Origin of the sequence: Kitasatospora sp. NPDC001527 (assembly GCF_040298605.1) — a bacterium.
Classification (GTDB): Bacteria; Actinomycetota; Actinomycetes; order Streptomycetales; family Streptomycetaceae; genus Kitasatospora.
In genome coordinates this window covers 37760-50200 of record NZ_JBEPAM010000046.1, presented here as the reverse complement: position 1 = coordinate 50200, position 12441 = coordinate 37760, and the positions used below count along the sequence as shown (strand labels likewise).

Annotated in this window: 11 protein-coding genes; 8 read left to right on the top strand and 3 right to left on the bottom strand. The window is 72.9% G+C overall.

The window, feature by feature from the left end:
- Nucleotides 1–3: 3 nt before the first annotated feature.
- Together wecB and ABT238_RS30895 are read right to left on the bottom strand one after the other, a co-directional pair.
- On the bottom strand, nucleotides 4–1182 hold the full coding sequence (gene wecB, locus ABT238_RS30900) for a non-hydrolyzing UDP-N-acetylglucosamine 2-epimerase (protein WP_350801946.1): 1179 nt from the start codon (nucleotides 1180–1182) through the stop codon (nucleotides 4–6).
- 64 nt (nucleotides 1183–1246) lie between these two features.
- The gene (locus ABT238_RS30895) at nucleotides 1247–2680 is read right to left on the bottom strand and encodes an XrtP-associated glycosyltransferase (protein WP_350801943.1); all 1434 of its coding nucleotides are present in this window, start codon (nucleotides 2678–2680) and stop codon (nucleotides 1247–1249) included.
- A 173-nt stretch (nucleotides 2681–2853) separates the two neighbouring features.
- Here ABT238_RS30895 and folC point away from each other — a divergent pair, with 173 nt between their 5' ends.
- The 8 genes from folC (at nucleotide 2854) to rodA (ending at nucleotide 11691) form a co-directional block, all read left to right on the top strand.
- Nucleotides 2854–4245: a bifunctional tetrahydrofolate synthase/dihydrofolate synthase gene (gene folC / locus ABT238_RS30890; protein WP_350569293.1), complete on the top strand. Its 1392-nt coding sequence runs from the start codon at nucleotides 2854–2856 to the stop codon at nucleotides 4243–4245.
- 2 nt (nucleotides 4246–4247) lie between these two features.
- Nucleotides 4248–4586 carry a DUF4233 domain-containing protein gene (locus tag ABT238_RS30885; protein WP_350569291.1) on the top strand — a complete coding sequence of 113 codons (339 nt, stop codon included), beginning with the start codon at nucleotides 4248–4250 and terminating at the stop codon, nucleotides 4584–4586.
- A 130-nt stretch (nucleotides 4587–4716) separates the two neighbouring features.
- On the top strand, nucleotides 4717–5130 hold the full coding sequence (ndk, locus tag ABT238_RS30880) for a nucleoside-diphosphate kinase (protein WP_350569289.1): 414 nt from the start codon (nucleotides 4717–4719) through the stop codon (nucleotides 5128–5130).
- Nucleotides 5131–5449: 319 nt separating this feature from the next.
- Complete coding sequence (locus ABT238_RS30875; RefSeq protein ID WP_350569342.1) at nucleotides 5450–6475, top strand: rod shape-determining protein; 1026 nt, start codon at nucleotides 5450–5452, stop codon at nucleotides 6473–6475.
- 92 nt (nucleotides 6476–6567) lie between these two features.
- Complete coding sequence (gene mreC, locus ABT238_RS30870; protein ID WP_350801938.1) at nucleotides 6568–7524, top strand: rod shape-determining protein MreC; 957 nt, start codon at nucleotides 6568–6570, stop codon at nucleotides 7522–7524.
- Between the two features lie 3 nt (nucleotides 7525–7527).
- Nucleotides 7528–8166 carry a rod shape-determining protein MreD gene (gene mreD, locus ABT238_RS30865; protein ID WP_350569286.1) on the top strand — a complete coding sequence of 213 codons (639 nt, stop codon included), beginning with the start codon at nucleotides 7528–7530 and terminating at the stop codon, nucleotides 8164–8166.
- Between the two features lie 64 nt (nucleotides 8167–8230).
- On the top strand, nucleotides 8231–10495 hold the full coding sequence (mrdA, locus tag ABT238_RS30860) for a penicillin-binding protein 2 (RefSeq protein WP_350569284.1): 2265 nt from the start codon (nucleotides 8231–8233) through the stop codon (nucleotides 10493–10495).
- Entirely contained in the window at nucleotides 10492–11691 is a 1200-nt protein-coding gene (gene rodA, locus ABT238_RS30855; protein ID WP_350569282.1) for a rod shape-determining protein RodA, read from the top strand. Before mrdA ends, rodA begins: the two co-directional genes overlap by 4 nt.
- Before the next feature lie 66 nt (nucleotides 11692–11757).
- Here rodA and ABT238_RS30850 read toward each other — a convergent pair whose 3' ends face one another.
- Nucleotides 11758–12411: a nitroreductase family protein gene (locus ABT238_RS30850; RefSeq protein WP_350569281.1), complete on the bottom strand. Its 654-nt coding sequence runs from the start codon at nucleotides 12409–12411 to the stop codon at nucleotides 11758–11760.
- Between the last annotated feature and the right edge of the window lie 30 nt (nucleotides 12412–12441).

The window sequence follows — 12441 nt, the reverse complement described above, 5'->3', positions numbered from 1 at the left end:
GGCTCAGGCGGCCAGCGGCGGTGCGGCGGGCGCCCGGTCGGGCCGCCCGGCCAGCCGGGCGGTCAGGGCGGCGATCCGGGCGGAGGCCAGGCCGTCGCCGTACGGGCTGGGGGCGGACGCGAGCCGGGCGAGCCGCTCGGGGGTGTCGGCCAGCCAGGCCCGGGCGCGCTCGCCGAGCTCGGCGCCGGGCGCCACCAGCGCGGCGAAGCCGGCCTCGACGGCCTCGGGCCGCTCGGTGGAGCGGCGCACCACCAGCAGCGGGCGGCCGAGCACGGTGCACTCCTCCTGCACCCCGCCGGAGTCGGAGACCAGCAGCGCGGCGTGCCGGGCCAGGCCGAGGAAGTCCGCGTAGCCGACCGGCCCGGTCACCGCGAGCCGCTCCAGCAGGCCGTCCAGGGCGAACCGCTCGACGGCGGCCCGGGTGCGCGGGTGCATCGGGAACAGCACCGGGGTGCCGGCCCGGGCGATCCGGTCGAGTTCGGCGAGGACGGCGCCGAGCGCCTCGGCGGTGTCGGTGTTCTCCGGCCGGTGGACGGTGGCCAGCACGTAGCCGTCCGCGGCGAGACCGTGCCGGGCGAGCAGGGCCGCCCGGTCGCGGGGGTCGGGCAGCGAGCCGCGGACCACCTCGACGACGGTGTTGCCGGTGAGCGCGATCCGCTCCCCGGGCAGCGACTCGGCGCGCAGGTTGGCGGCGTTGCCGGGGGTGGCGGCGCACAGCAGGTCGGCGACGTGGTCGACCATCACCCGGTTGTGCTCCTCGGGCATCGCCCGGTCGAAGCTGCGCAGCCCGGCCTCGACGTGCACCAGCGGGATGTCCCGGGCGTTGGCGGCGAGCGCGCCGGCCAGGGTGGCGTTGGTGTCGCCCTGGACGACGACGGCGGCCGGGCGGTCCCCGGCGAAGGCGGCGTCGAGCTGGCCGAGCGACTGGGCGATCTGGCCGGCCCGCGGGCGGCCGCCGACGCCGGTGAGCAGCTCGGGGCGGGGCAGGCCGAGGTCGCGCAGGAAGCGGCCGGACATCGCCTCGTCCCAGTGCTGGCCGGTGTGGACCAGGCGGGTGGCGGGGCCGAGCTCGTGGATCAGCGGGGCGAGCTTGACCAGCTCGGGGCGGGTGCCGAGGACGACGGCGACGCTGCCGGGGGCGAGCGGGCGGTCGGCGGGCCTCGGGGACGGGTACGGGGTCATGGCGCGGCGGCTCCGTTCGGGTCCGGGGAGAGGGGAGGAGGGGGCGGGGAGAGGGAGGGGCGGCTCAGGATTCGAGCGCGGTGGGGGCGCCGAGGGTGACCTTCTCGGCGTTGCGCCGGGTCTTGGCCCAGCCGTTGCGGCCGAGCAGCAGGCGCACGGCGGCCCGGGTGGCGACCACGAACAGGTGGTAGGCGTAGAGCCAGAGCAGGACGCCCCAGAGCAGACCGGTGAGCCGGCGCCGGCCGGGGTGGACGAGCCGGCGGTAGGCGAGGCCCCAGAAGACCATCGGCAGGGTGGCGAGGCCGAAGACCAGGGCCATCCACGGGCCGTAGCGCAGCTGGAAGTCGGCGGTCTCCTCGGGGAAGAGGACGAGGCCGGCCCCGGTGATCGCGAGCGACAGCGGGGTGAGCGCCACCAGCAGCACGCAGACCACCGGCTGGAGGAAGGTGTAGAGCACCTCGGCCTTGCCGGCGGGCCGGTAGTGCGGCGAGCGCAGCACCCGGCCGGTGTAGCGCAGGCACTGCATGTTGCCCTGGGCCCAGCGGGTGCGCTGGGTGAGGAAGCGCCGCCAGGAGACCAGCGCCTCCTGGGAGACGCCGGCGTCGGTGACATGGGTGAGCCGCCAGCCGGCCAGCCGCAGGTCCAGGCCGGACTCGTAGTCCTCCAGCAGGGCGCGCTCGGGCCAGGGGCGGCCCTCGCGGCCCTCCTCGGCGGTCAGCGTGTCCAGGGCGGTGAGCCGGACGAACTGGCCGTTGCCGCCGAGGCCGACGCTGCCGGTGCGCCGGCGCAGCAGCTGCATGCCGGCGTTGTTCGCCCGGAACTCGATGTCCTGCATCCGGACCAGGGCGCGGGCCAGCGCGTTGGCGGCGCGGCCCCGGCCGGGCAGCGGGCGTTCGTCGTCGGCGTTGCGCATCCGTACGCCGATCTGCACGGCGCCGGTGTCGGAGCGGCCCATCGCGTGCTCGTTGCAGACCTGTTCGAGGGTGCCGGGGTCGAGCCGCCCGTCGGCGTCGACGACGCCGAGGACCACCCGGGAGCGGTCGGTGCCGGGCGGCAGCCAGGCGGAGATCTCCCGGTAGGCGGCGTTGAGGGCGGCGCCCTTGCCGATCCGGGCGTGCGGGCGGCGGCGCTGCACGAGGTGGACGCGCCCGTCGTGCTCGGCGGCGGCGAGCACCAGCGCGCGGGTGGCGTCCTCGCTGTCGTCGTCGATCACCCACAGGTGGGCGGCGGGGGCGACGGCCCGCAGGCCGGCGAGGGTCTGGGTGATCACCGTCTCCTCGTCCCGGCAGGGGATCATCAGGTGCCAGGCGAAGGCGGCGGGGTCACCGGGTTCGGCCGGGCGGCTGTGCCGGAAGGCGTGCCGGGAGCCGGCCCAGTAGAGCAGGAAACGGCCGAAGACCAGGAGCATGTAGGCCAGCAGGGCCAGCGAGACGACCCCGCCGATCCAGACGAAGGTGTCCCGACGCAGGTCGAAGAACTCGCGCAGGGCGTCGGGCATGGCGTGGCGCTCCTAAAGATCAAAGGTGATTTGTTCTCTTGGCATGCGAATCAATGCTTCGTTGCGGTCTGATGTCGCTAAATCGATAGTAAACGCGGGAAACGGTCAACCCGGGCAAAGTGGTGGTTCTCACCCCGTGGGGAGTGCCGCGCCCGGCTCCGTAGACTGTGGTCGTGAGCGACAAGGCCGACCCGAACCCGTACACCCTCCGCCCCGCCGACGGCGGCACCGGCGACGCCCTGCGCGACGTCGAGGTGGAACTCTCCGAGCGCTGGCCGGAGAACAAGCTGGAGCCCTCGCTCGACCGGATCGAGGCCCTGATGGACATCCTGGGCCAGCCCCAGCGGTCCTTCCCGTCCATCCACATCACCGGCACCAACGGCAAGACCTCCACCGCCCGGATGATCGAGCAGCTGCTGGGCGCCTTCGAGCTGCGCACCGGCCGCTACACCAGCCCGCACGTGGAGAGCGTCACCGAGCGGATCACCCTGGACGGCGCCCCGATCACCCCCGAGCGCTTCGTCGAGGTCTACCGCGACATCGAGCCCTACGTGCGGATGGTCGACGAGCGCGAGCCGGTCGCGATGTCGTTCTTCGAGGTGCTCACCGGCATGGCCTACGCGGCCTTCGCCGACGCCCCGGTGGACGTCGCCGTGGTCGAGGTCGGCATGGGCGGCTCCTGGGACGCCACCAACGTCATCGACGCCGCCGTCGCCGTGATCACCCCGATCGGCCTGGACCACACCGACAAGCTGGGGGAGACCACCGGCGAGATCGCCGTCGAGAAGTCCGGGATCATCAAGTCCGGCGCGGTCGCCGTCGTCGCCCAGCAGCAGCTCGACGCCGCCGAGACCATCCTGCGGCGGGCCGTCGAGGTCGACGCCACGGTCGCCCGCGAGGGCATGGAGTTCGGCGTCATCCACCGCGAACTCGCGGTCGGCGGCCAGCTGGTGACCCTGCGCGGGATCGGCGGCGAGGAGTACGAGGACGTCTTCCTGCCGCTGCACGGCGAGCACCAGGCGCACAACGCGGCCCTCGCGCTCGCCGCCGTCGAGGCGTTCTTCGGCGTCGGCGGCGCCCGCGGCGGGCAGCTCGACGCCGACAAGGTCCGCCAGGCGTTCTCCGGCGTCACCTCCCCGGGCCGCCTGGAGGTCGTCCGGCGCAGCCCCACCATCGTCCTGGACGCCGCCCACAACCCGCACGGCGCCCGGGCCACCGTCACCGCGCTCACCGAGTCCTTCGGCTTCACCCGGCTGGTCGGCGTCATCGGCACCAGCGGGGACAAGGACGTGGCCGGCCTCCTGGAGGCCTTCGAGCCGGTCCTCGCCGAGGTCGTCGTCACCCGCAACTCCACCCACCGCGCGATGGACGTGGACGAGCTGGCCGCGCTCGCGGTCGAGATCTACGGCGAGGAGCGCGTCCAGGTCGAGCCCCGGCTCGACGACGCCATCGCCGCCGCCGTCACCCTGGCCGAGGAGGAGGGCGACCTCGGCGGCGCCGGGGTGCTGGTCACCGGTTCGGTCATCACGGTGGGCGAGGCCCGCCTGCTGCTCGGGAGGAAGTGACGATGAGGACGCTCTGCTCCTCGACGCTGATCGGCGAGGCCTTCGTGGTGCTCTTCGCGGCGCTGGTCGCGATGCAGCTCTCCGACGTGTCCACCGGAGCGCTGTGGATCGTCAGCGGTGTGGCCATGGCGCTGTGCCTGCTGCTCTGCGGCATGATCACCCGCCCCGGCGCGGTGGCCGTCGGCTGGGCCCTGCAGCTCGCGCTGATCGCCAGCGGCTTCGTCGTGCCGACCATGTTCGGGCTCGGCGCGGTCTTCGCCGGCCTGTGGTGGTGCTCGGTGCACTACGGCCGCAAGATCGACGAGATCAAGGCCGCCAGGGCCGCCGCCGCACCCGCCTGAGGCCCCCGCGGACCGGGTCCGGCGCGTTCGCTCACGCAAGGTAGCCTCTGCGTAGTCGCACGGCGCACGCGGATCCGCGCGTGCGCGCAGAACCGCGTGCGCGCCGAACCCGATCCCCAGGAGACGCCCCGTGTCCCAGCGCACTCTCGTCCTGCTCAAGCCCGACGCCGTCAAGCGCGGCCTGGCCGGCGAGATCATCAGCCGCATCGAGCGCAAGGCCGGCTGGCGGCTGACCGCCGTCGAGCTGCGCACCTTCGACCGGGCGACGCTGGAGCAGCACTACGCGGAGCACGTCGGCCGCCCGTTCTACGAGCCGCTGCTGGAGTTCATGACCTCCGGCCCGTCCATCGCCCTGATCGTCGAGGGCGAGGAGGTCATCGCCGGCATCCGCATGCTGGCCGGCGCCACCAACCCGCTGGAGGCCGGGGCCGGCACCATCCGCGGCGACTACGCGACGATCACCCGCGAGAACCTGATCCACGCCTCCGACTCGGTCGAGTCGGCCGAGCGCGAGATCAAGATCTTCTTCCCCGCCCACGCCTGATCCGACCGGGCGCGGGAGCATCAGGGACCTTCGGAAGGCCCCGGTCGGGACCATTGGCCCGGCCGGGGCATTCTTATCGGGAAATAGGGAACCAGGCCCTCCGACACGGCGTCCCAATGCCCGGAGAAGCGATCACGCCCCGGACAATGGACGGTATGCCCCACGTCGACGTCCGTGCCGACCGGCGTGACTACGATGGACGCGACTCAAGGGCCCGGTAAGGCAGCTCAGCTGGTCGCCGCCCACACGTGGGCGCGCACACCGTCCACCCCACAAGACTCCGAGCCCGGGAAAGGCACCCCACCCCATGGCGAGCAACCTGTCGTTCATCGGCCGCGACTTGGCGATCGACCTCGGAACTGCCAACACGCTGGTGTACGTCAGGGGCAAGGGCATCGTCCTCAACGAGCCGTCCGTGGTCGCGGTGAACACCAACACCGGGGGCATCCTCGCCGTCGGCGCCGAGGCCAAGAAGATGATCGGCCGCACTCCCGGCAACATCGTCGCCATCCGCCCGCTCAAGGACGGCGTGATCGCCGACTTCGAGATCACCGAGCGGATGCTGCGCTACTTCATCCTCAAGGTGCACCGCCGCCGCTTCCTCGCCCGCCCCCGGGTCGTCGTCTGCGTCCCCTCCGGCATCACCGGCGTCGAGCGCCGCGCCGTCATCGAGGCCTCCCTGCAGGCCGGCTGCCGCCAGGTGCACATCATCGAGGAGCCGATGGCCGCCGCCATCGGCGCCGGGCTGCCCGTCCACGAGCCCACCGGCAACATGGTCGTCGACATCGGCGGCGGCACCACCGAGGTCGCCGTCATCTCGCTCGGCGGCATCGTCACCGCGCAGTCCATCCGGGTCGCCGGCGACGAGCTGGACAACGCCATCGTCCAGCACATCAAGAAGGAGTACTCGCTGCTCCTCGGCGAGCGCAGCGCCGAACAGATCAAGATGAGCATCGGCTCCGCCTTCGGCCTGGAGGGCGAGAAGGACGAGCACGCCGAGATCCGCGGCCGCGACCTGGTCAGCGGCCTGCCCAAGACCGTCGTCATCTCCGCCGCCGAGGTCCGCGAGGCCATCGACGAACCGGTCAACTCGATCATCGACGCGGTGAAGACCACCCTCGACCAGTGCCCGCCCGAGCTGGCCGGCGACGTCATGGACCGGGGCATCGTGCTCACCGGCGGCGGCGCCCTGCTGCGCGGCCTGGACGAGCGGCTGCGCCGGGAGACCGGCATGCCGATCCACATCGCGGAGAACCCGCTGGACTCCGTCGCCCTCGGCTCCGGCAAGTGCGTCGAGGAGTTCGAGGCTCTCCAGCAGGTACTCGACGCCGCACCGCGCCGTTAGCACAACCGACACACCAGCCGAACTGACGGGCCCCCGCCCGGGTCCACAGCCCGGGACGGCGGCCAGGGGTACGAAGGGGCAGTACCAGCACCGTGAGGGACACACGAGAGAGCCGGCTGCTGCTCATCCTGCTGGTGGCGGTCGCCTTCGCACTGATCACCGTGGACATCAAGGGCGGTGAGAGCTCCCCGCTCGGCGGCGCCCGGCGCGCGGCCGCCGCCGTCCTCGGCCCGGTCGAACGCGGCGCCGCCACCGCCGTCGACCCGGTCGCCGACACCGTCCGCGCCTTCCGCGACGCCGCCTCGCACAGCGGGCGCACCGACCAGCTCGCCCGCGAGAACACCGAACTGCGGCAGAAGCTCGCCTCCTCCGACATGGCCGGCGGGCGCACCAAGCAGCTCGACGACCTGCTGCGCACCGCAGGCGCCGGCGGCTACACCGTCAAGGCCGCCCAGACCATCGCGATCGGCCCGGCCCAGGGCTTCTCCTGGACCATCACCATCGACGCCGGCAGCGACGACGGCCTCACCCGCGACATGACCGTCATCAACGGCCAGGGCCTGGTCGGCCGGATCACCACCGTCGCCCCGACCACCTCCACCGTGCTGCTCGCCTCCGACCCCGGCTTCACCGCCGGCACCCGGCTGGAGGGCAGCGGCGAGATCGGCTTCGCGGCCGGCGGCGGCACCAGCGCCATGAAGGTCTCGCTGCTCAACGGCAAGGCCCAGGTGAAGGAGGGCGACCGGCTGGTCACCTTCGGCTCGCAGAGCGGCCGCCCGTTCGTCCCCGGTGTGCCGGTCGGCAAGGTCGTCCAGGTCGAGGCCACTCCCGGGCAGCTCACCAAGACCGTCCTGGTCGAGCCCTTCGTCCAGTTCACCCGGCTCGACCTGGTCGGCGTGGTCGTCGTCCCGCCGCGCACCGACCCGCGCGACGCCGTGCTGCCGCCCGCCCCCGCACCGGCCGCCCAGGGCCAGGCCGCCCCGGCCGCGCCCGCCGCGCCGGCGGCCCCCCCCGCCGCCCCGCCCGCCAAGCCCACTGGGGGGAACTGAGCCATGCGCCTCGCCCGCGTCCCCGTCTCCGCCGTGCTGATCCTGCTCGGCCTGCTGCTCCAGGTCAGCGTCTTCGGCCGGCTGCAACTGCCCGGGGCCACCCCCGACATACTGCTGCTCGTGGTCGTCGGCCTCGCCCTGGTCTACGGACCGACCGGCGGCTGCCTGGTCGGCTTCGCGGCCGGCCTGCTGGCCGACCTCGCCCCGCCCTCCGACCACGCCATCGGCCGCTACGCGCTGGTGCTCTGCCTGATGGGCTACGCCGCCGGACTGCTGCGCCCCGAGCACGGCCGGCAGCGCTCGGTCTCCAGCGCGCTGCTGGTGGTGGCCGGCGCCGCGATCGCCTCCACCCTGCTGTACGCCATGGTCGGCGCGCTGGTCGGCGACACCGCCGCCCGGCACGTCGGGCTCGGCCAGCTGGTCCTCACCGCCCTGCTCTACGACCTGCTGCTCGCCCCCTTCGTGGTGCCCGCCGTGATGCTGGTCGCCCGCCGCTTCGGCAAGGACCCGCTGGCCGTCGCCGAGGACGACGAGGGCGGCCCGGGCCTGGGCACCCTGGCCCGCTACCGCACCACCCGGGACGCCGCGACCGGCCCGTCCTACAAGAGAAAGCGCCTGCTCGGCGCGGGGAAGCGCCCGTAGCCACCGGCCCGCCCCGGACCGACCAGCCCGCCCGCCCCTTGTTCTGTTTTGGAGCGCACGAGACGTGAGCAACATCCCCGAGACCGGCCGTACCCGGCGGGTGACGATCCGTCTGGTGGTGCTGCAGATCCTGGTGCTCTCGCTGCTCGCCACCCTCGGCGGACGGCTGTGGTACCTGCAGATCCGCAACGCCAGCGTCTACACCGCCAAGGCGACCGGCAACCACATCCGCGAGGTCGTCGAACCGGCCGTGCGCGGCGAGATCCTGGACGCCTCCGGGCGCATCCTGGCCGGCAACGAGACCAAGCTGGTCGTCTCGGTCAGCCGCACCTCGCTGCTCCAGCAGAAGGACGGCGGCAAGGCGGTGCTGAGCCGGCTCGCCGAGGTGCTCGGGATGCCCGCCAAGGACGTCCAGGAGAAGGTCCGGCTCTGCGACGCCAAGACCCCGCAGCCCTGCTGGAACGGCTCGCCCTACCAGCCGATCCCGGTCACCAAGGAGGCGACCACCCAGCAGGCGATGCAGATAATGGAGCGCCGCGAGGACTTCCCCGGGGTCACCGCCCAGCCCACCGCGGTGCGCCACTACACCGGCGCCGAGGGCGCCAACCTCGCCCAGGTGCTCGGCTACCTCTCGCCGGTCACCGACGAGGAGGTCTCCAAGACCGCGGACAAGGCCGGCCTGGAGCGCTACCTTCCGGCCGACCAGATCGGCCGCGCCGGGCTGGAGTCCGTCTACGACCGCGACCTGCGCGGCACCGCCGGCATCACCAAGCTGGAGGTGGACAACCTCGGGCGGGTCATCGGCACCGCCGACCAGGCCGCCCCGCAGACCGGCAACAACCTGGTCACCAGCATCGACGCCCGGGTGCAGAAGGTCGTCGAGGACAACCTGGCGCAGGCGATGGCCGACGCCCGCAAGACCTTCGACAAGAACACCAACCGCAACTACGAGGCGGACTCCGGCGCCGCCGTCGTGATGGACGTGCACACCGGGCGGATCGTGGCGATGGCCAGCGCCCCGACCTACGATCCCAACCTGTGGCAGGGCGGCATCTCCGGCAAGGACTACCAGGCACTGACCAGCAAGGACTCCAACTTCCCACTGCTGAACCGGGCCATACAGGGCCAGTCCGCCCCCGGTTCCACCTTCAAGGTGGTCTCCACCGCCGCCGCCGCGCAGGCCGGCTACGCGCTCAACGGCAACTACCCCTGCCCGAGCAGCCTGACCATCGGCGGCCGCGAGTTCAAGAACTTCGAGAGCCAGGGCCACGGCTCGATCACCCTGGCCCGGGCCCTGGAGGTATCCTGCGACACCGTCTTCTACGGCCTCGCCTACGACCAGTGGATGGCCGACGGCGGCATCAAGCCGAAGAAGGAGACCGGCGACTGGTTCTACAAGACCGCCCACCAGTTCGGCCTCGGCGCCAAGACCGGCATCGACCTGCCGTCCGAGGCCACCGGCCGGGTGCCGGACCGCCAGTGGAAGCAGTCCTTCTACGACGCCAACAAGGACGCCTGGTGCAAGCAGGCCGAGAAGGGCGGCAAGGAGTACGCCGACCTGATCGCCAAGGAGAACTGCGTCGACGGCTACGTGCTGCGCGCCGGTGACGCCGTCAACTACGCGATCGGCCAGGGCGACACCCTGGTCACCCCGCTGCAGATGGCGCGGATCTACGCGGCGCTCGCCAACGGGGGAACGCTCTGGCGGCCGACCGTCGCCAAGGCGGTGATAAGCCCGAGCGGCGAGCTGGTCCGCGAGATCGCCCCGCACGAGGACGGCAAGCTGCCGACCGACGCCAGGACCCTGCAGTACATCGACGAGGCGACCAAGGGCGTCGTCTCCACCGGTACCGCCGCGTGGAAGTTCACCGGCGCGGGCTGGCCGCAGGACAAGATCGAGCTGCACGCCAAGACCGGCACCGCCGAGGTCGAGGGCAAGCAGACCACCTCGTACCTGACCACCTACAGCCGCGACTACGCGGTCGTGATGACGATAAGCCAGGGCGGCACCGGCTCCGGCGGCTCCGGCGACGCGATCCGGCGGATCTACCAGTCGCTGTACGGCGTCGACGACAAGGGCAACATCGACCAGGGCAAGGCGCTGCTGCCCAAGCCGCAGGCCGAGCTGCCGACGTTCAACCCGGACGGCACCGCGGTCGTCAAGCCGGCCTCGTTCGCCGGCGGCGACCCGGCCGGCGACCCCGGGGTGAGCGGCGACTCGCCGCGGGTCTTCCTGGACCCGGCGCAGCCCGGCGGCACCGCACCGGTGCTCGTCGCGGCCGTGGCCGCCGTCGAACCCACCCGTTCCACCGGAAGGGGCCGGGCATGACCTCCTACGGCTCGTACCGCCAGCTGCGGCTCGCGCCGCAGCGCGGCGGGGTGCCCAAGGCCCTGGCCAAGGACTCCCCGCTGTGGCGGATCGACTGGATACTGCTGCTGGCCGCGGCGGTCCTCTCGCTGGGCAGCTCGCTGCTGGTCTGGTCGGCGACCCGGGGGCGCGACACGCTCACCCACGGCGACCCGCAGTACTTCCTGTTCCGGCACCTGACCAACGTCCTGATCGGGGCGGTGCTGTGCGCGGTGGTGATAGCGATAGGGAGCCGGCGCTTCCGCACCGTCGTGCCGTTCCTGTACGCCGGGGTGATCCTGCTGCTGCTGGCCACGCTGAGCCCGCTCGGCTCGACCATCAACGGCCAGCACTCCTGGATCCAGCTGGGCGGCGGCTTCTCGGTGCAGCCGGCCGAGTTCGCCAAGGTGGCGATCGTGCTGTCGATGGCGGTCGTGCTGTCCGACCAGGTGGACGCGGGGGAGCGGGAGTACCCGGCGAACAAGGCGGTGTTCCGCGCGCTGGTCTGGGCGACCCTGCCGATGGCCATAGTGATGCTGATGCCGGACGCCGGCTCGGTGATGGTGATGGCCGTCATCGTGCTGGGCATCCTGCTGGCCTCCGGCGCGGCCAACCGCTGGGTGTTCGGGCTCATCCTGGCCGGTGTCGGCGGCTGCGTGGCGATCTGGAAGCTCGGGGTGCTGAGCAAGTACCAGATCGACCGCTTCGCGGCCTTCGCCAACCCGGCGCTCGACCCCTCGGGCGTCGGCTACAACACCGCGCAGGCCCGGATCGCGATCGGCTCCGGCGGGCTGACCGGCAAGGGACTGTTCCACGGGACGCAGACCACCGGGCAGTTCGTGCCGGAGCAGCAGACCGACTTCGTGTTCACGGTGGCCGGCGAGGAGCTGGGCTTCCTCGGGGCGATGGCGATCATCGTGCTGCTCGGCGTGGTGCTGTGGCGGGCCTGCCGGATCGCCCGCCAGGCCACCGACCTGTACGGCACCATCGTGGCGGCCGGGGTGGTCGCCTGGTTCGCCTTCCAGGGCTTCGAGAACATAGGGATGTGCCTGGGCATCATGCCGGTGGCCGGCATCCCGCTGCCGTTCGTCTCCTACGGAGGCTCGTCGATGTTCTCGACCTGGGTGGCGATCGGGCTGCTGCAGGCGGTGCAGAGCCAGCGGCCGATAGCGGCCTGAGCGGGTCCGCCGGCGCCGGGCCGGTCCGGGGTGGTGCCCCGGGCCGGCCCTTCGCGCGTCCGGCGCCTACCAGCTGTCCCAGTGGGTGATCCGCGCCGTGTCCACGCGCGGGCCGGGGCGGAAGTCGGTGCCCAGGGTGTGGGCGAGCGGGACGAGCGCGGCCTGGGCGACCGTCTCGTAGGGGATGCCGAGCAGCTCGGCGGCCTCGCGCTCGTAGTGCAGGTGCGGGGTGGTCCAGGCGGTGCCGAGGCCGCGGGAGCGGGCGGCGAGCATGAACTGCCAGACGGCCGGGAGGATCGAGCCCCAGGTGTTGGCCTGGCCGACGTGGCCGGCCAGTTCGTGCCGGCCCTCGATCCGCACGCAGGGCACCACCAGGACGGGGACCTCGTGCAGGTGGTCGAAGAGGTGCTGGGCGCTCACGGCCAGCCGCAGCCGGCGGGCGGTGTCCTCGGCGGTGCGGTCCAGGCCGGTGCGGGCGACGGGGTCGCGGGGGCGGGTCAGGCCGAGCCGGTAGAGGCCGGCGAGGGCCGCGCGCCGCCCGGGGTCGGTGACCACCACGAAGTCCCAGCGCTGGCGGTTGCGGCCGGTGGGGGCCTGGGTGGCGAGGGCCAGGCACTCCTCGACCAGCGCCCGGTCGACCGGGCGGGTGAGGTCGAGGCGCCGGCGTACGGCCCGGGTGGTGGTGAGGAGCTGGTCGGCGGTCAGATCGAGCTGCGGCACGGCCGGTGGCCTCCGGGGTCGGTGGGCCGG